Below are 19,290 nucleotides of genomic sequence, written 5' to 3' on the forward strand. Positions count from 1 at the left end.
TTCCTCCAATCCAACTTCTGACCTCTGGCATCTGAAAAGACGCGTCAGCATTATTTCTTTGGAAAATGGCTAACCAACCTGTTTCGATGGTCAATCAAGGAAAACGAAACGCTGGACAACGATCAATGTTGTTTTGACACCGGCCTGCCATGACATCAGATCAAGGCATCGTTCTCATCTTTTTGTGCATCCTGATAGGTTTCGTACAAATGGCTGATGATCGTTTTGATAACGGCATAAATTGGAATAGCAAACAGCATGCCAAGAAGCCCTGCAATACTTCCCGCCGCAAGAACGAGCGTGATCACTGTCAATGGATGGAGGTGCAGGGCTTTCCCCATCACATTCGGTGAAACGAGATTCCCTTCAATCTGCTGGGCGACAATCATGACAATAGCCACCCAAACTGGCATGAGCGGATCCTGGAACAAGCCAACGACCATGGCCGGCGTGACCGCGAGATAAGGCCCGATGAACGGAATGACACAAATGATCATCCCGAATATGGCAAGCGTCAGCGCATAGTTGAGGCCGATCAACAAATAGCCGATGTACAGCAGAATGCCGATACAAAAGCTGACAATCAGCTGTCCCTGAATATAGGACGTTAAGGTATCATCGATTTTGGACATCAGGGAACGGATATTGGCCGCTTTCTTATTTTCGAAAAACTGCGTCATAAACGGTACAAGTTTTTCCCCGTCCTTTAACATGAAAAACAGGAAAAAGGGAATTAGCACTAGCATGAACAGGAGACTGATGAATTCGCCGATAAAGCCGAAAATGAACGACATGACGGACTCGATATAAGTTTGCAGATTGGACGTTAGCCGATCAATGGTTTCATTTACTTCAGCCGGGATTACATTTTGATTGGCCTGCCAGTATGCGATAATGTCCTGCGCTGTCGACACCATGGTTGGTATATTGTTAATCAGGTTGGCGAATTGATTTTCCAGAATCGGCACAATATACCGGCCGACGATATACAGCGCAAAAATTAACACGATAAAAACGACAAGGATGGCCATGATACGGTTCAGCTTCAGTTTTTCCAACAGGTGCATCAATGGCCGTGTCAAATAAAACAAGACGCCGGCGCCGATAAACGGAAAGGCGACGGCCCCGACATATTTGAAGAGCGGATCGAAAATAAAATCAGCTGCTGACATCAGTAATATCAACAGGAAAACAAGAATCAGGACAATTAATGTTTGAAACCAGCGTTTTTGCATCACTGTGATCACAACTTTCCAGTTTAATTCGCTTTGAATCTATTTTAACGGCTGCAGCGCTTAATAGAAAGTATTTTTTGCTATGTTTACCTGTAGGCCGGCTGTCTAAACATAGAAATATAGAATATGGGTCAAAAGTATGGTAGAATGCCAACTAAAATGGTTATGCAGAAGGGTGAGGTCGTCATGAGTCAGTGGGAAACAGTTTATGAAAAATGGCGTTCATATACGGCGCTTGATCCTGCCTTAAAGCAGGAATTAAATAGGATGGACGGTCAGCAAGATGTGCTGGAAGATGCCTTTTATACCGAGTTAGCCTTCGGGACCGGGGGGATGCGCGGGGTGCTCGGCCCGGGGATTAATCGGATGAACATCTATACGGTGCGAAAAGCGGTGAATGGCCTTGCCGACTATTTAAAGGTGCAGTGTGTGAATGTGAATGACCGAGGTGTCGTCATCGCATATGATTCCCGGTATCAATCGCAGCAGTTTGCAGTTGAAACAGCGAAAGTGCTTGGCGCACACGGGATTAAAAGCTACATATTTGACAGGATGCACCCGACGCCATTGCTGTCATACGCCGTAAGATATTTGGGGACAGTAGCTGGTGTCATGATCACCGCCAGTCACAACCCGCCGGAATACAACGGGTTCAAAGTATATAATGAAGACGGCGGGCAAATCACACCGAATGAAGCCGATGATATCACACAAGCGATTAAGAAAACGGAAGATGAGTTAACCGTTCCGTACCTCGAACAAGAAGAGCTGGAAGCGCAGGGTTTGCTGACCTGGGTCGGCCAGGAAATTGATCATGCCTATTTGGAGCAATTGGCCGGGATTTCCAAGTTGAGCGCAGATGAACAGCAGCTGGCGAAAGAGTTGCAGATTGTCTTTACACCATTACATGGAACAGCCCATGACCTGGTGCTGAAAGGCTTGGATCAGCTGAATTTTCAACACGTTGACGTGGTGGAAGAACAGGCTGTCGCGGACCCAGAATTTTCCACGGTGACATCCCCGAATCCGGAAGAGCACCAGGCCTTCACGATGGCCATCGAACTCGGGACGCAGACAGGTGCCGATATTTTAATCGGAACCGACCCTGATGCGGACCGTCTCGGCATCGCTGCTCGGGATGATGCCGGTGCATACACGGTGCTTACCGGTAACCAGCTGGGCGCACTCATGCTGGATTACATTCTCAGACACAGTGACCCGGCTTTACTGGGGAACGCGCGTATGCTGAAGACCATCGTTACCTCCGAATTGGGACGGAAAATTGCGGATGCTTACGGTGTCCGGACGATTGATACGTTAACCGGATTTAAATTTATCGGTGAAAAAATCCGCCAATTTGACGCGACAGGTGAAACATTCATCTTCGGCTATGAGGAAAGCTACGGGTACCTGGTCAGTGACTTCGCCCGGGATAAGGATGCTGTTCAGGCAGCTGTCATCGCCACTGAAATGGCCCATTACTGGAAAAAGCAGGGTAAAACGCTGTTCGATGCCCTCCACCTGCTTTACGAGCAACACGGCTATTTTATGGAAGATATGCTGTCCATCACGCTAAAAGGGAAAGAAGGCTCGGAAAAAATTGCTGCCATTATGGCTGGTATTCGGAAAGAACCATTGACATCAATCGGGGGACTGGAGGTTACGTATGCCGAAGATTATCTCGCCGGTGAACGGACAGCCATCAGCACGAATGAAACAGAACCGATTGACCTGCCACAGGAAAATGTCGTGAAATATCTATTAGATAACGGCAGCTGGGTTTGCCTGCGTCCGTCCGGTACCGAGCCAAAAATCAAATGTTATGTCGGTGTCTGTGAAGCAAGTGAGAAAGCTGGCCAAAACCGGCTGACGGATTTAAAAACCGCTATGGAAACCCTTATCAGCCGGTTTTAGGCATATGTGGCGATGGCCTTTCAAACGTGTCCGGACATAATTGTTGACTTTTTGCGACATAAACGGTTTAATAGAAATCAGCAATAAGCGTTTCATTCCTGAAGGGGAGTAGCTGGACAATTCAAGTCGTCATTTCGGGATGGCCTATCCCCGGCTTAATTGGCAACACATGTTGTTAGCGAGACCTTTACCACAGTGGTAAGGGTCTTTTTTATTGGTCCTTGCCTGCTGGCGGGGGCCATTTTTTCGTTGATTGGCAACAATGTTTGGGCCCCACCCCATATCGTTACGTCAAGAGGGAGAGATCATCGTGGAAGCTCAATTAATCGTTGAATATTTATGGGTACTGATTGTCTTGATCGGTCTGGAAGGATTGCTGGCCGCCGATAACGCACTGGTTCTGGCGATTATGGTCAAGCACCTTCCGCCAAAGCAACGAAAGAGGGCTCTGTTTTATGGGCTGGCAGGGGCGTTTATCCTAAGGTTCGGTTCCTTGTTCATCATTTCGTTCCTGGTGGATGTTTGGCAGGTACAAGCCTTGGGTGCCATCTATCTGTTAGGTATCTCAGGTAAAAATTTATATGATAGGTTTTCAAGCAACAAAGCAGACGAAGCAGCCCAGGCGGAGCAGGAAAAAGCCCGAAACGGCAGCGGTTTCTGGATGACGGTGGTCAAAGTGGAATTTGCGGATCTGGCGTTTGCGGTTGATTCCATTCTGGCCGCCGTGGCCCTTGCCGTAGCATTGCCGGAAACCGGTCTGCTGCACATTGGCAGCCTTGATGGCGCACAATTTGCCGTTGTCTTTGCCGGCGGGATGATTGGTCTGATTATTATGCGGTTTGCGGCGAATATATTTGTGGAACTGTTAAATAAGCGGCCTGGCCTTGAAGTCGCAGCATTTGCCATCGTCGGCTGGGTCGGCGTCAAACTGTCCATGATTGTGCTGGCCCATGATGATATTGGGTTGATTCCGCACGCGTTCCCACATTCCACAACCTGGAAAATCATCTTTTACACCGTGTTGGTGGCGATTGCCGTCATTGGCTGGTCTGCATCCGGTAAGATGGCGGAAAAAACGCCGCAGCATCACAATTCGTAAAACAAGGTGGTGAGGTATATGCCTGTCAAGCTGAAACGGATTTATGAGCAGATCGAACAGGAAGATGGCTTACGAGTTTTAGTTGACCGGGTATGGCCAAGAGGCATATCCAAAGCCAACGCGCAATTGGATCATTGGCTCAAAGAAATTGGTCCGTCCAAAGAATTGCGGCAATGGTTCGGCCATGACCCGGAGAAATATGATGCGTTCAAGAGGAAGTATAAAGAAGAGCTGCAGAATGGTCGCCAGCAAGAAGAACTACAAAAACTGAAAGATCTGACCAAAGAACATGATAAGCAGTTGACATTGTTGTTCGCGGCCAAAGATGAGGAACATAATCAGGCCAGCGTGCTGAAAGAAATCGTGGACAGGCAGTAGCGAGGATCTCCGTCGCATTTGGCGGGGATTTTTTGTGTCTATGTGGAGGTATGAATTGTGAACGTTAGCGGATGTACGGTGAACGTAGTCATCCTACTTGTGAACGTCAGCGAAACAATGTGAACGTCAGCATGTCGCATGTTAAATTTTTGTAAATGCTATCGTTTCCTGCCTCAAAATATGGTATGTTCAGAAAAAAGCAATAGGAGAGGTAGTATGCACAAAAAACATTCACTGACCGAAATATTCGGAACATCGCTTAAGCTGGGGCTGACCTCATTTGGCGGGCCGGTAGCCCATCTCGGCTATTTTAAGGATGAATACATCGATAAGCGGAAATGGCTTGACGACAAGACTTACGCGGATATTATCGCACTCTGTCAATTCCTGCCAGGGCCAGCGAGTAGCCAGGTTGGCATTTCCATCGGCATGCTCCGGGGCGGATTATTGGGCGGACTTATTTCCTGGTTCGGTTTTACAGTGCCGTCTGTTGTTGTTCTTGTGTTATTTGCCCTGTTGTATCAGTCATTTGCCCTGGGTGATGCGGCCTGGATTGCCAGCCTGAAAATTGTGGCCGTTGCTGTTGTGGCCCATGCGGTCATCGGGCTCGGCAAAAAACTGACATCGGATAAGCCGCGGATTGCGGTGGCGCTGTTGGCGGCTGCGATTATACTTCTGTTTCCGTCAGCTATGGTGCAAATCGGTGTGATTGTCGGTGCTGCGATTCTGGGGTACTTCGCTTTTTCCGATCAGACGAACTCAAATGTCCAGCCATTTTCGGTATCCATCACCAAAAAGCAGGGGATGATCTCGCTGGTGATTTTAGCTGTTCTGCTGATTGGTCTGCCGATTGTTTCACAGGCGGTTTCCAACACATACGTCACTATATTTGATACCTTTTTCCGTGTCGGCTCGATTGTTTTCGGTGGCGGGCATGTTGTCTTGCCTCTGCTGGAACAGGAAGTCGTGCCAAACGGGATGGTAGACAGCAGCGAATTTCTGGCCGGATACGGGATGGCACAGGCGGTTCCAGGGCCATTGTTCACGTTTTCCAGTTATCTTGGGACGATGATCAGCGGTGTGACCGGCGCGATCGTCGCAACCATCGCCATCTTCCTCCCGTCGTTTCTTCTGATCGTCGGGGCATTGCCTTTCCTGAGCGAATTGCGGCAGCGTTCCAGTTTTCAGGGAATCCTGACGGGGGTAAATGCAAGTGTGGTTGGTATTTTATTGGCTGCGTTGTATGATCCGGTCTTTACAAGTTCTGTTGCGGACGGTGCTGACTTTGCGTTGGCAGCTGTTTTGTTCGGGCTGCTGCATTTCTGGAAAATGCCGGCATGGCTCGTTGTGATCACTGGTGTTATCCTTGGTACAGGCATGCGTATTATTTTTTGACAGGAGTGATTGAATGGCACAGCATCATTTTCATTTGCAGGCCGATTGGCCGGGCGGCAGGAACAGCACGGGCTCTATCGACGCCGGCAATCTAAAGACGAAGGTTTCGATCCCGCCGGAAATGGATGGGCCTGGCGTGGGGACAAATCCGGACGAAATGTTATTGGGAGCGGCCGCAACGTGCTATCTGATCACGCTGGCAGCCATGATTGAACGCGCCGAACTTCCACTGAAGGAAATGGCACTTGATTCAGAAGGTGTGGTCGATGTTACCAATGGCGTCATCACGTATGAAAAAATCATTCACAAACCATACGTGGCGTTAAAGGATGGGGCGGACGACAAGGACTATCGAATGTTGCACAAACTTGTCGAAAAAGCCGAGTCAAGCTGCATGATCTCCCGGGCTGAAAGGCAATGTGGCGATCGAATTGCAGGCAGTTATTCAGTGAGTCCGGGGCGTAGTGGTCCCCCTGGGCTTTTTTTTACGTTATTTCGATGGAAGAAGAACCCTGTTATGAATGGCTGGTATTCTGACTGTTACCTCTCCCGTCATCAGGTGGTATAATCATATTAATATTTTAATACGATATAAAAAAATGATGAGTATGATATTTTCGTGAGGGAGAGGTGCTTGGTTTGCCAACGTTTTTGAAAGCATTTATCGCAAAATGGAAAATGGGGATGCTTCTTTTATCAGGGGTTGGGATTTCACATCTGGGGGACTTTATCTACCTGGTGGCGATTAATGTCCTGATACTGCAGCTGACACAGTCACCGGCAGCGGTTGCCGGGCTGTGGATCATGGGGCCGCTGGCTTCACTTATGACCAAGTTTTGGGCTGGGACATTGATTGACCGTCTGGATCAGAAGAAAATCATGATGGCTACCGTTTTGATTAGGGCCTGTATCATGGCCATCATCCCGCTTGTTTCATCTGTTCCGATAATTTACGGCTGTTTATTCCTCTTGTCAGTGGCAAAAGCTTTTTTTGATCCAGCCTCGGTCACGTATATTACCAAACTGATTCCTAAGGCGGATCGGAAGGCCTATAATTCATATGCCAGTCTCGTCATGGCGAGTGCCTTTATTGTCGGGCCTGCGATAGCCGGTGCACTGCTTGTAGTTATTTCCGCGGGTGCTACGATCTGGCTGACGGCCGTATCATTTCTTGTATCGGCGGGGATCATGCTGTTTCTGCCGCATTATACGTCAGAAGGGACAACGGCATTTAATTGGGATGTCTTTAAACATGATTGGAAGGCTGTTTTTCACTTCAGCAAAAACGTTCCTTACATCATTATGATCGTTGGATTGACTTATTTACTTATGGTCATTTCCATTGGGATGGATTCCCAGGAGGTTGTGTTCATTCAGCAGACACTGGGGCTGTCGGAAAGTGATTATGGACTATTAGTAAGTATCACGGGGATCGGTTCGATTGCAGGCGCCTTTATTTTATCGATGCTGGCCAAAAAGCTTTCCCTGCGATTTCTGATTGGCATAGGGTTTTTGTTAACCACTGTCGGATATCTTATCTATGCTTTTTCCTTCTCCTTCTGGTCGGTCGCTGTCGGTCTCATGATCATTGGATTTTTTAATTCATTTTCCAATTCAGGGTTTATGACGTTCTTCCAAAATAATGTGCCGGGAGAGATGATCGGTCGGATATATAGTGTTTTTGGTACATTACAAAGTGCGTTTCAGATTGTTTTTGTCCTGTTGATCGGATTTACAGGTGAAATCATCCCGCTCAGGTACACAATCGTCAGTGCTTCAGCCGTCACGTTTATCTTGAGTCTGGTTCTATTGGTGATGGTCATGGCCCCTTCAAGAAAAACGTATTATCTGGAAACGCCTCAGCATGCAAATGGTTAGAGACATTCAGCGGGGGGTTCCCGCTTCTGGGAGGAGGGACCCCCGCCCGCTGACTGAAATTTCCCCTTTACCATTCTTCAGCCGGGAACCCGGTTATATTCACGTGATAGGTTTTAGCCACAGCCGTTTGTTGGTCGTGTGCTTTCATGAACCGGACGGCATCAAGCAATTTTTCTCTGGCAACTTTAAAATCAGCTTCACTTAACGAGACCGATATAAATTGCTGAATCAGCTCTTCTGTGTTGAGGCTGTCCGCGTCCTGATTTTGCAATATATTTTGCGTTCGCTTTAAACTTTCAAGGGCATTCTCCGTCAGTGTATTGCCATTGAAGGGATGGTCATGTTTATTAATCAGTGGTGACACTTTCTCAAGTGAAATTTCTTTGGCAATTGGCCTGTAAAACTTCTGCACAATTCCATTGATCACGTCTGTCCGCTCGATTTCAACCAGACCAGCCTTTTCCAGAGCCGTCAAGTGGTAACGCATTTTGGATGCGGGCAGGTTAAGCTTGACGGACAGCATTTTCCCGGTTTGGGCCCCGTGATCAAGTTCCCATAAGATGTTGACTCTCAGTGGATCGCTTAGCACTTTTAATTGCTCCAGGTCCTGCACATAATAGACGTCTTTCATCTCAGTCCATTTCCTTTCATCGTATGCTTTCCTCTATTGTACCATTTGGGGTTAAGGTCACAAAGAATTATGGAAAAACATCGTTGACACATTTACGGTTGTCCTTGTATAGTATTAAAGCAAACTAATTTCATCGGAATTATACATTTTAGTTTTTCCGGAGATAAAATGCGGTGTGTGGCAGACGAATACCTGCTGCATAACCTGAACAATCAATAGAGGGGGAGAGCATTTTGGATACATTCTACATCGTTTTGAATGTGGCCGTTCTTGTTGTACTGATCGGTCTATTAATCCGCATGCAGCAAAAGCACTATTCATTTACCAAGCGGGTGTTTACCGGACTTGGCCTTGGCATCGTACTCGGTGCGATTCTGCAGGCAATATATGGGACGGAGTCGGACGTGATGACTCAGACAACTGCATGGTATGACATTATAGGAAGCGGTTATATCCAGTTATTGATGATGATTGTCATACCACTCGTTATGGTGTCCATCATCCAGTCGATCATTAATTTGGAGAAATCATCCGATCTGGGGAAAATGGCCGGCTGGATTATTGGCCTCTTGGTATCGACTGCGATGATAGCAGCACTTGTCGGCATCGGTAGTGCGGCGGTGTTTAATTTGGATGCCAGTGACATTGAAGCCGGGCAGGAAGAACAGGAACGGGGAACAGCGATGGAATCACAGCTTGGCGATGTCGAGGGGATGACAGTGCCTGAGCAGGTTCTGAGTTTCATTCCATCGAATATTTTTCAGGATATGACTCAGGACCGGCCGACATCGGTCATTGCGATCGTCATTTTCTCGATGATCGTCGGAATTGCTGTTTTGGGACTGCGCCGGAAAAAGCCGGATGAAGCCGCGCTGTTTACAAAAGGTGTCAACGCCGTGTTCGCCGTGGTGATGCGGATTGTGACGTTGATTCTGCGTCTGACACCATTTGGCATACTGGCCCTGATGGCAACCACCGTCGCCAATACGAATGTGGTGGGTATTCTTGAACTTGGCAAATTTGTGATTGCCTCCTATGCAGCGCTGTTCGTCATGTTTATTATTCATCTTGTCCTGGTTGGCGTGTTTGGCCTGAATCCGATGACCTATTTGAAAAAAGTGCTTCCGGTCTTGACTTTCGCGTTCACGTCACGCTCCAGTGCCGGAACAATTCCGTTAAATATTCAAGCGCAGAAAAATTCGCTTGGTGTTGATCAGGGGATTGCCAATATGTCCGCCTCATTCGGGGCAACGATCGGGCAAAATGGCTGTGCCGGCATTTATCCGGCAATGCTCGCTGTAATGATCGCACCGTCCGTTGGCATCAACCCGCTCACACCTGAATTCATTATTCAACTGGTTCTTATCATCGGCATCAGCTCATTCGGTGTCGCAGGTGTCGGCGGTGGCGCAACCTTTGCCGCATTGATCGTGCTGTCTTCGATGGGGCTGCCGGTTGCTCTGGCGGGTCTGTTGATATCAATTGAAGCCCTGATTGACATGGGGCGCACCGCATTGAACGTTAACGATGCGATGCTGACAGGAACCTTGACAGCCCGCATTATGAAGAAGCTGAACCTGACAAATTATAATGATAAAACAGCCATTGAACAGGAAACAGCTGTTTAATGGAAGGTTGGCAGCCGCTCCGGTATGGGGCGGCTGTACTTATATGGATGTTTTGCGCCGATGATCGACTGGCGCGTGCACCAGATCGAGCGCAACATCGACCGGAGCGGGCGGCGGATCGACCGGAGCGAGCGGCGGATCGACCGGAGTGAGCGCAACATCGACCGGAGAAGCGCGCACATCGACCGGAGCGAGCGCAACATCGACCGGAGCGGGCGGTGCATCGACCGGAGCGGGCGCAACATCGACCGGAGAAGCGCGCGCATCGACCGGAGCGAGCGCGCATCGACCGGAGAAGCGCGCACATCGACCGGAGCGAGCGCGCCCCAACTCAAACGGACACCGAAGCCGAAAAATCTCAACCCCGAATCATCTTCAATACATTATCCAGCACCTGTTGTTCACCCGCTACAAAATATCCGGCAAATGGACACCCAACCGTTTGCACTCGTTCAACCACATTTTCAATCCGGAACAGATCGGGCCGCAAATCGTTCCTAACTTCATCCCAGAACAACGGTGCAGCAACGGTGGCGTCCTTCCGCTTCCGTGGAGAATAGGGTGCGACAAGCGTTTTACCTTCTCCGTGCTGCAAATAATCGACATAAAGCCGATCGCCGCGTTTATTTTTAAACCGCTCTGTCGTAAACAAGTCCGGATTGCTTTTTTCCAGTGTCCAGGCAATGGCTTGTGTGAACACACCTGTCTCCTCATAGGTCATGCTGTTAGCCGGCAGGGGAATATGCACTTGCAGCCCTTTTCCCCCGGACGTTTTAACAAAAGATGTAAGCTGGAGATCATCCAGTATTTGTTTCAGCAATCCCGCTGCCTCTACTGCAAGCGAAAAACGCTCGCGGTCAGGCGGATCCAGATCGAAAACGATTTCGCACGGTTTTGAGCTGTCAATCGTCTGGAACGGAATATGGTATTCTAGCGTCCCATGATTGGCGAACCAGATGAGCGAATCCAAATCATGACAGACAAAATGCATCTCCCCGTCGCGCTCAACACCTTTTATGAAATCCGGCGCATAATCCGGCAGATGCTTCTGAAAAAAGGATTCCCCACGGGCTCCGTCCGGACAGCGGATAATGGTAAGCAGCCGCTCGTTTAAAAACGGGAGCATATAGGGCGCCATTTCCCGCATATAAGCGAGCAGATTGCCTTTTGTCAGTTCCCTCGACGGCCAGAACATTTTATCAGTATTCGTAACGCCAATGGATTCCGGCAGCATGGCCAAGTCCAGCTGCAATTGGCGCCATGTACACGCATCAGCCGCCTTTTCCGGGACGAGCTGGCTGAATTCCGGTTCACGCAGCTCACCGCTCAACAAATCCAACGTATGTATCTCAGCGCAAATGGCCGGTGGGAGGTGATACACATCCTTTTCCTTCGTTCCCTTAGCTAAAAACAAATCTCGTAACGCAGTAAACGACGCCTCGTCAAGCCTGTTCTTACATCTGCCAAGCTCCCAAACCTCGCTGTCCCGGTAAATCGACACCGTAAAATAATCATTTTTCGGATCGTAACATGTCAGGAATCCCTGAATCGTCCGCCAGTTTTTGATTTTAAACCAGTCATGATGTTGTTTTTCCGACTGATACCGGCTGTCTTTGCGTTTGGCAACCATCCCTTCTCCCTTATGGTCAAAAATGGTCGCCCACAATGCATCCGCATCTTCCGAAAAGTCCACATAATGCATGCGTTCACCCAGGTTATGCCTGTCACCGAAGATAGCCGCCAGTTTCGTTTTCCGCTGGTCAAAAGTTTGTTCAATGAGCGAAGCCCCCTCACACGAAAGCAGATCAAACGCCATAAAGCTGGCGGGACGAGCCGCCGCCTGCTCCTGAATCACGTCGCGCTTTTTCGAGCGGCCACGTTTCTGAATCAGCCCAAAATTCGCTTGATAAGCGTTATTCAAGACGGCCAGTTCACCGTCCATTTTAAGCGGTAAATAAGCCTCTACTCGCTGCACATTCGCCTTACACATCTCCACAATCTCCGGAAAATTAGCGCTTAAGTCAGTCCCGTTGCGGCTGAATAACCGGACCGAATCCTTCTCCCAATCCAGCACACAGCGGAAACCATCATACTTCACCTCGTAAACCCAATCATCACCCGTAGGAACGTGCTCACTGGCAATCGGCTTCATTAATCTCACATCAAACCACCTCTTTCTATATAAAATGCCGCATCATCACCGGATAAATTCATCTGCCAAAAGCCAAACTATACGCAAAAAGGAGGCTTTTTTTCATGCATACGATGTGGAAGGGAACGATCAGTTTCGGGCTTGTCAATATTCCGGTGAAAATGCATGCGGCAACGGAAAACAAAGATGTGAAACTCAGGAATCTCCATAAGGAATGTCAGACACCGGTTAAATATCAGAAAGTATGCCCGAACTGTGACCGTGAAGTGGAAAATGACGAAATCGTCAAAGCATATGAATATGCTAAAAATAAATTTGTCGTGCTCGACGACGAAGAACTGGAAAATTTAAAGAAAGAACAAGGCGATAAAGCTGTCGAAATCATGGATTTTGTTGATTTAGAGGAGATTGATCCGATTTATTTCGAGAAAAGCTATTACCTGTCACCAAACGAAGGCGGCGCTAAATCATACGGGCTGCTGCGTTCGGCCTTGGAAGAGAGCGGAAAGATTGGGATTGCCAAAATGATGATCCGCTCCAAAGAACAGCTGGCAGTCATCCGGATTTATGAGAATACGCTTGTTGTGGAAACGATCCACTATCCGGACGAGGTACGCGATGTCAAAGACGTTCCGAACGTCCCGGCGGAAAACAATGCTGAAGAGAAAGAACTGGAGACAGCCAAAATGTTAATCGACCAATTATCGGCCGAATTCGATCCAGAAAAATATCATGATGAATATCGGACAGCTTTAATGGACCTGATTGAACAGAAGAAAGAAGGCGACGAGGTCACCACAGCAGCGGAAAAGCCGAAGCCGGACAACGTCACCAATCTAATGGATGCACTGGAAAAGTCGCTTGACCGCGCCCAAAAAGACAAAAAACCGAAAACGAAACAAAAACCAGCCAAAACAGCACCAAAGGAGAAGAAAAAAGTGGCGAAATAACCGTCACAGCCGGCTGCCGTGCCTCACCGGTCTGTCAGGCAGCTCTCTTTCGCACGTTCGGAGTAACTGGTGGCAAAATTAAAGCAATCTTTTCATTTCATTTACGAAATTCTAACATCTTGATGAAAATGACGGTAAGGGTGTCGTATGACGCTTTCAAAAGAGGTATAGTGGAATTAAAATGAATGGAACCTTACATGTAAAGGGATGAAAAGATGAAGAGAAATGCTTATTTTGACAACGCCAGACTGATGCTGATTTTCCTTGTCGTGTTTGGCCACGTGATTCAGCCATACATAGACGGATCATCAGGCGTCAACACCCTTTATCTCTGGATTTATACATTTCATATGCCGGCTTTTATCTTTCTGGCAGGTTTTTTTGCGAAAGGTGCCGGGAATGTCACTTATATCACGTCATTAGCCAAAAAATTATTAGTTCCCTATATGGTTTTCCAGATCATTTATACCGGTTATTATTTTCTGATCGGTAAAGATGGCTGGCAGCTGGAGATGTTTTACCCACACTGGTCGCTTTGGTTTTTATTCAGTTTATTCAGTTGGCACATGCTTTTGATTTGGTTCAAAAAAATGCCCGCTGCCATGGGGGTGGCCATTTCGATCGGCATTGGGCTGATTGTTGGCTACTTTGGTGAAGTCGGCCATACATTCAGCTTGTCGCGCACCTTTGTCTTTTTCCCGTTCTTCCTGGTGGGTTACCAGATAACGCAAAATCAGGTGATGTGGCTGAAGCGGATTCAGCTGCGGATCGCTGCCGTTCTGGTTATGTTGGCCGTAGCGGTCGGGATTTATTATGCGCCAGAATTTAACACGGGCTGGCTTTTGGCATCGAAATCCTATAGCAGTCTGGGCCTCCCGGAATACGGGATGATAGCCAGATTACTTGTATATGTCACGTCGTTTTTGATGGCCGCCAGTTTCCTGGCCTGGATGCCGCAAAAGCGCAACAGATTAACCGCTCTGGGAACACGAACCCTTTACGTCTATTTATTACACGGCTTTTTCGTGCAATTCTTCCGGGAAACAAACTTATTTGCCGTTAACAGTGTCATCGATTTGCTTGGGCTTGCCGCCATGTCAGCCTTGATCGTGCTTGTCCTGTCGAGCAGACCGGTCCAGGGTATCTGGCAGCCGCTAATTGAAGGAAAGATGTCCATTTTGAAGGATCGATTCAACCGTCACAGAAAACCGCCACACAGTGGAGACGCCAGCGCTTGACGAACGAAATCCAGCAAGGAAGGGTGAAAGCATAAAGGTATGTGTATTCGGTGCAAGCGGCTATGTTGGTGCATCCATTTATCAAATACTAAAAGAGAAAACAGATACGGACGTCGTCAAACCCGGCCATGTTAAGCGATTTATATAAACTGGATGTCAATAAACCCGAATCATTTTCCGAGTTCTATATGCAGACAAATCCCGGTGTGGTCGTCTGGTCGGTCATGAGCGGACCGCGTGAAGATGAACGCATCCATGAAGGGCTGACCCATTTAATCACTCATCTGATAATAAAACACCCCGCGCGACCATCGCAGCGGGGTGTTTTACGATTCTAGAGCCATTTGCTAAAAAATGATATGCGCTATCAGTGTAATAACCGGTAATGTAATGATCGTCCGCAACAGAAATATGACAAATAGATCTTTTAACGAAACCGGGACTTTGGAACCGAGCAACAGCCCGCCGACTTCGGACATGTAAATCAACTGGGTGACGGACAACGCACCAATAATAAACCGGGTCATTTCCGCTTCGATGGAAGCCCCGATAATAGCTGGCAGGAACATATCCGCAAACCCGATCAACATTGTTTCAGATGCTTCCTGAGCAAATGGTACCTGCATGAGTTCCAAAAGCGGGATGAACGGGAGGCCCAGCCAGCTGAACACCGGCGTATATTCAGCAATGATCAGGGCAATCAACCCGAAAGCCATGACAATCGGCGCAACACCCATCCACATATCAAGAATATTTTGCCCGCCCTGTTTAAAAAAGTGATAGATGCTCGTTTCCTGGCGAGCTCTGTCCAGCGCCTTTTTATAGCCAAAGGTAAACGTGTTGTAACCCTTTGGAATTGCCTCGTCAATACCCCCGGTCGATTCGGTAACATATGTGTCTGCTTTTCGTGACAATGGCGGAATCCGCGGCATGATCAGGGCAGCGACAACGCCCGCAGTAAGCACCGTCAAATAAAACGGCACAAATAGATGGCCGAGGTCAACTTCTTTGATGATGACAAGCGTAAACGTAATCGACACAACCGAAAACGTCGTCCCGATGACAGCTGCCTCACGTTTGGTATAATAGCTCTCCTCATATTGTTTACTTGTCATCAGAACCCCGATCGTTCCGTCTCCAATCCATGAAGCGAGTGAATCAATCGACGAACGACCGGGCAGTCTAAACAGAGGACGCATAATTTTTGTCATTAAGGTACCGAACAAGTCCAGTAAACCGTAATTCATCAATAAAGGCAAAAACAATCCAGCAAATAAAAAGACAGCAAACAGCACATGCAGCAAGTCACCCAGAAGCATTTGCCCGGTGTCGGGACTGTGTACGGCCTCAGGCCCCAGCCGGAAAAACACCATCACTGCAAAAATCGCTGCCAAGACGCGAGTGATCGTCCAAAATGGGCTTTCGTAAAACAGTTTTTGAAAAAAGGGTGTCTTCGCAAACGCATTGGGTCCGATCAACCTAGCAGTAACCGTCAGAACAGCAGTCAAAACAATGATGATCATCATAATCAACGAAAGCTGTCCGGCCATTTTCTCCTGTACCCAATCCGCCAGAACCGCAATTGGGATGGTCATGCCGTCCCCGGTACTGACCGGTGTCATAAACAGGAATACACCAAGCAATGACGGGATAATAAACCTTAGGTGATCACTAACAGCAAATGGTTTCTCTTCCATCGTATCCCCCCTCTAAAATGGTCTTTTCCTCATTATATAGGAAGATATATGCGATGACCAGATAAAAAATGAGGTGGTTCGTCAGTGAGAACAGTCATAGTCACCCACACTGATGCATATAAATGGATTCTATACAAAAGTTACTGGTTTTTATGTTTAAAAGCGATTGGGACCGGGTAAACCCTTTATAATAGAAATAATCCTATCACCGACCGTCACGATGCTGGGCGCAGTGGTCCGTATTGAACAGATCGATCGCCGGCTTTTTCCGGCGTTTGCATGGCTATTTGATCATTTGTGCCTGGAAAATACGAAAAAAGGAGTGTTGATGATGAGTGATATTTTGAAAAAAGGATTTCTGCTGGGGCTTGGAGCTGCTATCTCCGGTAAAGAAAAATTGGATACGAAACTGCAGGAGATGGTGGAAAAGAACGAGCTAACCCAGGAACAGGCGAGAACTGTCATGCGCAATTTCATTGATAAAGGCGAAATGAAAACGGATGAATGGAACACGAAGCAATATGAACAGACACAACAAGTGGCTAAAGATCTCGGGCTGGCGACCAAAGAAGATATCAACGAATTGCGTGCCCGTTTATCAGATGTGGAAAGCCGGCTAAACGAGCAGGAACAGCTTTAATCATGACTGTTTACCAGCGGTGTCGAAAATCAGTAAATTTTGTAAATTCTAATATTTTTATTGATTCTATTTAGAATTAACCGTATAATGAAAAAAAGGGATTGTGTCATGATGAGATCACTATAGGGGGATTGCAGGGTTATGGAGAGCTTTTTGCAGTTGACGAGAAGTACAGAAGAACAGCTGGGCAGAAAGCTTGATGGAAAGGAAGCAGCTTTTCTGCGATGGGTTTACAAGCGTCATACCGAGGAAAAACATACCCGGGTAAAAGTGTAGTGATTGATAAATAGGGGAATCGGAAAAGTCTTGGCGTAAACCAAGGCTTTTTGTATGGTCACAAATCTGCCCGTGTTATACTGGTTTGGGAAAAGGGATGCAGATGCCTGATAATGAACCATAATCAATGAAAAGGAGAGGTCATGATGGCAGTGGAGACAGGAACGATTTTGCATAAAATGAAGCGGGAATTGGCGCATGCACAGCAAACTGACGCCGATGAACCCGCGATGAAGCACCATGTTGCCAATATCCGGCTCCTCTGTGAATTATTGCTGGAAGAGCCGTCTACTTCACCATCGCCATCGGATTCGGGCCGCGATGTAACAGCAGCCGAGGTGAAAGCGATGATGGGGGAAAAGTCGCCTGAGCGGACGGCAAAACCCACAAGCCTTACAGATGATCATGACGGAGCAAATGGCAGCTCCATTTTTGATTTTTAATGATAGGGAGAACGTGAAAGTGCGTGTTCGAAAAGGACTGGTAGGATTTGGTCGAAGGTCCTCTATTCGACGTGTCATTTTTACCGGACTTTTTGAACAACATCTGAAAGGAGAATCGGAATGAAATTATTCCTCGTAATTGGCGCGATTAACGGCTTTCTGGCCGTGGCTTTGGGCGCATTCGGTGCCCACGGGCTGGAAGGGCGCCTGTCGGAAAAAGCATTGGCGACATATGAAAAAGCGGTCAACTATCAAATGTTTCACACGATGGCTTTGCTCGTGACCGGGCTGTTGCTCGCCAAGGTACAAAGCGCCGGTATGATGTGGGCCGGCTGGATGTTTCTGATCGGGATCATCCTGTTTTCCGGTAGTCTTTATATCTATTCAACCAGCGGCGTTAAAACGTTTGCAATGATTACCCCGTTTGGTGGTGTCGCTTTTTTGATCGGCTGGGTACTACTCGGGTATGCTGTGGTTAAATATTTGTAAGCCATGTTAAGAAAAACTCGGCTGCCGCCTCGTCTTTTCAGAGGTCAGAGGCCGGAAGTCGGATTGGAAAAAATCGGCGAGTTAGCCGATTTCGGTTTGAAACGCCGTCTAAAATGTTATACGTTCCTATCGCTTCAAATAGACGCCAAACTGGACGTTTTGAAACTCCTTATAACCGGAAAAAAAGCATCGTCGCCAGTAGCACCAGCACGCCCGCTTTTACACATTGCTTGATGCCATCCGGGGCCTTGTTGGTATTGAGATAAAAGATACCTTCACTCAGTATGCTGAATGCAAGCAAATAAAAAGAGAACAGCATGAAGATGGTATAACCCTGTACAATAGCAATCAGACCAATGACGACAGCGAGTGCAAGACTTATAAGCTCCATGCGTTTGTAACGTTCATACGGATTTCGCATCGCTCTAGCCCCTTTACGGGTAAAACATAAGCGCCCGTTAAACAGCGGGCGCTGGCTCCATTCAGAAAGGTCTATCTCCTTGCCTGTTGGCCCGGAAAAGAAGCGGATCCCTTTTGCGTTTTAAGGCGACATGCGGACAGTCGCACACCCGGCCGCTAACCACCTACTTCTTACCTTGGCGGATATTGTGCCATTTGCGCGTCTGTACCGTATGGATATTCGTAATTCAGTTCTTCATCAAATGTGACATAATCCAAGTAAATCATTAAGAGCAGATAGCGTCTACCGGTTTGCGGGTCACGTAAAATAATATGATCTCTACCGGCTGCCTCAATCACGCCTCGGAAAACTTTGGCATTCCACTCCTCATTGTTTTCAAATGTCATGTAAACCGTTGCCTGCTTCCCTTCATTTAACCGTAAAATATTTTCAATGTACGACTGTTCCATTGGCAGCATTCCCTGACCGTTTTGGGCTTGCTGCTGTTGCTGCTGGTTTTGTGGCGTTTGCCGCGGGTCATAAACAGGGTAATAGGCCGGTGATGACTGTGGATAATAGTAGTATGGGTATGCCTGGTAAGGGCTGGCGTACGGATAGTAGACGTTGTTGTCCTGTTCACTCATGAAAAAACCTCCTTATGGTTTTTGACATTCGGACGAAGTCATACACATGTACGACGTGTGTGAATGCTTGGTACGTTGTTCTACTGGATATATGTATGTACGGCTCGCGGAAATGATGACAGGTGCGGAGAAAAAAGTGTAAAGATTTTTAAAGGGTGAGGATCCGGCGTGCAACGTCCTGCCGGGCAGGTGTCGCGTCAAAG

At 47.7% G+C, this 19,290-nt stretch carries 18 protein-coding genes and 1 pseudogene; 13 read left to right on the forward strand and 6 right to left on the reverse strand.

Translation table 11 applies throughout. The annotated features are described in order from the left end of the window. Nucleotides 1-155: 155 nt before the first annotated feature. Entirely contained in the window at nucleotides 156-1,235 is a 1,080-nt protein-coding gene (locus tag ACFQ4A_RS07840) for an AI-2E family transporter (protein ID WP_382399282.1), read from the reverse strand. Between the two features lie 186 nt (nucleotides 1,236-1,421). Here ACFQ4A_RS07840 and ACFQ4A_RS07845 point away from each other — a divergent pair, with 186 nt between their 5' ends. The 6 genes and pseudogenes from ACFQ4A_RS07845 to ACFQ4A_RS07870 all read left to right on the forward strand — a co-directional run bounded on the left by ACFQ4A_RS07845 (nucleotide 1,422) and on the right by ACFQ4A_RS07870 (nucleotide 7,899). Next, nucleotides 1,422-3,149 carry a phospho-sugar mutase gene (locus ACFQ4A_RS07845; RefSeq protein WP_382399284.1) on the forward strand — a complete coding sequence of 576 codons (1,728 nt, stop codon included), beginning with the start codon at nucleotides 1,422-1,424 and terminating at the stop codon, nucleotides 3,147-3,149. Nucleotides 3,150-3,411: 262 nt separating this feature from the next. Next, a complete protein-coding gene (locus ACFQ4A_RS07850) occupies nucleotides 3,412-4,248 on the forward strand; it encodes a TerC family protein (protein WP_382399377.1) in 837 nt (278 codons plus the stop codon). A gap of 18 nt (nucleotides 4,249-4,266) precedes the next feature. Beyond that, the gene (locus tag ACFQ4A_RS07855; protein WP_382399286.1) at nucleotides 4,267-4,626 is read left to right on the forward strand and encodes a DUF488 domain-containing protein; all 360 of its coding nucleotides are present in this window, start codon (nucleotides 4,267-4,269) and stop codon (nucleotides 4,624-4,626) included. Nucleotides 4,627-4,842: 216 nt separating this feature from the next. Continuing rightward, the gene (gene chrA, locus ACFQ4A_RS07860; RefSeq protein ID WP_382399288.1) at nucleotides 4,843-6,021 is read left to right on the forward strand and encodes a chromate efflux transporter; all 1,179 of its coding nucleotides are present in this window, start codon (nucleotides 4,843-4,845) and stop codon (nucleotides 6,019-6,021) included. A 13-nt stretch (nucleotides 6,022-6,034) separates the two neighbouring features. Then, nucleotides 6,035-6,473 (forward strand): annotated as a pseudogene (locus ACFQ4A_RS07865) (OsmC family protein). A gap of 187 nt (nucleotides 6,474-6,660) precedes the next feature. After that, nucleotides 6,661-7,899, forward strand: coding sequence for an MFS transporter (locus ACFQ4A_RS07870; protein WP_382399290.1), 1,239 nt, complete (start codon nucleotides 6,661-6,663; stop codon nucleotides 7,897-7,899). Nucleotides 7,900-7,966: 67 nt separating this feature from the next. On the opposite strand, the gene ACFQ4A_RS07875 is transcribed toward ACFQ4A_RS07870, so the two are convergent. Further along, nucleotides 7,967-8,530, reverse strand: coding sequence for a helix-turn-helix domain-containing protein (locus tag ACFQ4A_RS07875; RefSeq protein ID WP_382399292.1), 564 nt, complete (start codon nucleotides 8,528-8,530; stop codon nucleotides 7,967-7,969). A gap of 233 nt (nucleotides 8,531-8,763) precedes the next feature. Here ACFQ4A_RS07875 and ACFQ4A_RS07880 point away from each other — a divergent pair, with 233 nt between their 5' ends. Beyond that, on the forward strand, nucleotides 8,764-10,158 hold the full coding sequence (locus ACFQ4A_RS07880) for an L-cystine transporter (protein WP_382399294.1): 1,395 nt from the start codon (nucleotides 8,764-8,766) through the stop codon (nucleotides 10,156-10,158). Nucleotides 10,159-10,516: 358 nt separating this feature from the next. Here ACFQ4A_RS07880 and ACFQ4A_RS07885 read toward each other — a convergent pair whose 3' ends face one another. Beyond that, complete coding sequence (locus ACFQ4A_RS07885; protein WP_382399379.1) at nucleotides 10,517-12,310, reverse strand: DNA ligase D; 1,794 nt, start codon at nucleotides 12,308-12,310, stop codon at nucleotides 10,517-10,519. Nucleotides 12,311-12,414: 104 nt separating this feature from the next. Here ACFQ4A_RS07885 and ku point away from each other — a divergent pair, with 104 nt between their 5' ends. Beyond that, nucleotides 12,415-13,260, forward strand: coding sequence for a non-homologous end joining protein Ku (ku, locus tag ACFQ4A_RS07890; protein ID WP_382399296.1), 846 nt, complete (start codon nucleotides 12,415-12,417; stop codon nucleotides 13,258-13,260). Between the two features lie 215 nt (nucleotides 13,261-13,475). Then, a complete protein-coding gene (locus ACFQ4A_RS07895) occupies nucleotides 13,476-14,498 on the forward strand; it encodes an acyltransferase family protein (RefSeq protein ID WP_382399298.1) in 1,023 nt (340 codons plus the stop codon). 347 nt (nucleotides 14,499-14,845) lie between these two features. Here ACFQ4A_RS07895 and ACFQ4A_RS07900 read toward each other — a convergent pair whose 3' ends face one another. Then, entirely contained in the window at nucleotides 14,846-16,195 is a 1,350-nt protein-coding gene (locus ACFQ4A_RS07900) for a YjiH family protein (RefSeq protein WP_382399300.1), read from the reverse strand. Nucleotides 16,196-16,526: 331 nt separating this feature from the next. On the opposite strand from ACFQ4A_RS07900, the gene ACFQ4A_RS07905 reads away from it, so the two are divergent. The 4 genes from ACFQ4A_RS07905 (at nucleotide 16,527) to ACFQ4A_RS07920 (ending at nucleotide 18,043) form a co-directional block, all read left to right on the forward strand. Further along, nucleotides 16,527-16,835, forward strand: coding sequence for a phasin family protein (locus ACFQ4A_RS07905; protein WP_382399302.1), 309 nt, complete (start codon nucleotides 16,527-16,529; stop codon nucleotides 16,833-16,835). 141 nt (nucleotides 16,836-16,976) lie between these two features. Continuing rightward, entirely contained in the window at nucleotides 16,977-17,111 is a 135-nt protein-coding gene (locus tag ACFQ4A_RS07910) for a hypothetical protein (protein ID WP_382399304.1), read from the forward strand. Between the two features lie 146 nt (nucleotides 17,112-17,257). Then, on the forward strand, nucleotides 17,258-17,554 hold the full coding sequence (locus ACFQ4A_RS07915) for a DUF5327 family protein (protein WP_382399306.1): 297 nt from the start codon (nucleotides 17,258-17,260) through the stop codon (nucleotides 17,552-17,554). A gap of 120 nt (nucleotides 17,555-17,674) precedes the next feature. Next, a complete protein-coding gene (locus ACFQ4A_RS07920) occupies nucleotides 17,675-18,043 on the forward strand; it encodes a DUF423 domain-containing protein (protein ID WP_382399308.1) in 369 nt (122 codons plus the stop codon). Nucleotides 18,044-18,212: 169 nt separating this feature from the next. Here the strand turns inward: ACFQ4A_RS07920 and ACFQ4A_RS07925 are convergent, their stop codons facing one another. Beyond that, nucleotides 18,213-18,464, reverse strand: a complete 252-nt coding sequence (locus ACFQ4A_RS07925; protein WP_382399310.1) for a hypothetical protein — start codon at nucleotides 18,462-18,464, stop codon at nucleotides 18,213-18,215. Between the two features lie 170 nt (nucleotides 18,465-18,634). After that, nucleotides 18,635-19,087: a spore coat protein GerQ gene (gene gerQ / locus ACFQ4A_RS07930; protein WP_382399312.1), complete on the reverse strand. Its 453-nt coding sequence runs from the start codon at nucleotides 19,085-19,087 to the stop codon at nucleotides 18,635-18,637. Nucleotides 19,088-19,290: the final 203 nt, after the last annotated feature.

This window comes from Lentibacillus salinarum, assembly GCF_042679865.1.
Classification (GTDB): Bacteria; Bacillota; Bacilli; order Bacillales; family Amphibacillaceae; genus Lentibacillus; species Lentibacillus salinarum.

Excerpts from the sequence above, each read along its gene's own strand:
- ACFQ4A_RS07850 (WP_382399377.1), top strand. The coding sequence starts at position 3,412 with ATGTTTGGGCCCCACCCCATATCGTTACGTCAAGAGGGAGAGATCATC.
- ACFQ4A_RS07920 (WP_382399308.1), top strand. The coding sequence starts at position 17,675 with ATGAAATTATTCCTCGTAATTGGCGCGATTAACGGCTTTCTGGCCGTG.
- gerQ (WP_382399312.1), bottom strand. The coding sequence starts at position 19,087 with ATGAGTGAACAGGACAACAACGTCTACTATCCGTACGCCAGCCCTTAC.
- ACFQ4A_RS07905 (WP_382399302.1), top strand. The coding sequence starts at position 16,527 with ATGAGTGATATTTTGAAAAAAGGATTTCTGCTGGGGCTTGGAGCTGCT.
- ACFQ4A_RS07845 (WP_382399284.1), top strand. The coding sequence starts at position 1,422 with ATGAGTCAGTGGGAAACAGTTTATGAAAAATGGCGTTCATATACGGCG.
- ACFQ4A_RS07900 (WP_382399300.1), bottom strand. The coding sequence starts at position 16,195 with ATGGAAGAGAAACCATTTGCTGTTAGTGATCACCTAAGGTTTATTATC.
- ACFQ4A_RS07885 (WP_382399379.1), bottom strand. The coding sequence starts at position 12,310 with ATGAAGCCGATTGCCAGTGAGCACGTTCCTACGGGTGATGATTGGGTT.
- chrA (WP_382399288.1), top strand. The coding sequence starts at position 4,843 with ATGCACAAAAAACATTCACTGACCGAAATATTCGGAACATCGCTTAAG.
- ku (WP_382399296.1), top strand. The coding sequence starts at position 12,415 with ATGCATACGATGTGGAAGGGAACGATCAGTTTCGGGCTTGTCAATATT.
- ACFQ4A_RS07925 (WP_382399310.1), bottom strand. The coding sequence starts at position 18,464 with ATGCGAAATCCGTATGAACGTTACAAACGCATGGAGCTTATAAGTCTT.
- ACFQ4A_RS07915 (WP_382399306.1), top strand. The coding sequence starts at position 17,258 with ATGGCAGTGGAGACAGGAACGATTTTGCATAAAATGAAGCGGGAATTG.
- ACFQ4A_RS07855 (WP_382399286.1), top strand. The coding sequence starts at position 4,267 with ATGCCTGTCAAGCTGAAACGGATTTATGAGCAGATCGAACAGGAAGAT.
- ACFQ4A_RS07910 (WP_382399304.1), top strand. The coding sequence starts at position 16,977 with ATGGAGAGCTTTTTGCAGTTGACGAGAAGTACAGAAGAACAGCTGGGC.
- ACFQ4A_RS07895 (WP_382399298.1), top strand. The coding sequence starts at position 13,476 with ATGAAGAGAAATGCTTATTTTGACAACGCCAGACTGATGCTGATTTTC.
- ACFQ4A_RS07875 (WP_382399292.1), bottom strand. The coding sequence starts at position 8,530 with ATGAAAGACGTCTATTATGTGCAGGACCTGGAGCAATTAAAAGTGCTA.
- ACFQ4A_RS07840 (WP_382399282.1), bottom strand. The coding sequence starts at position 1,235 with ATGCAAAAACGCTGGTTTCAAACATTAATTGTCCTGATTCTTGTTTTC.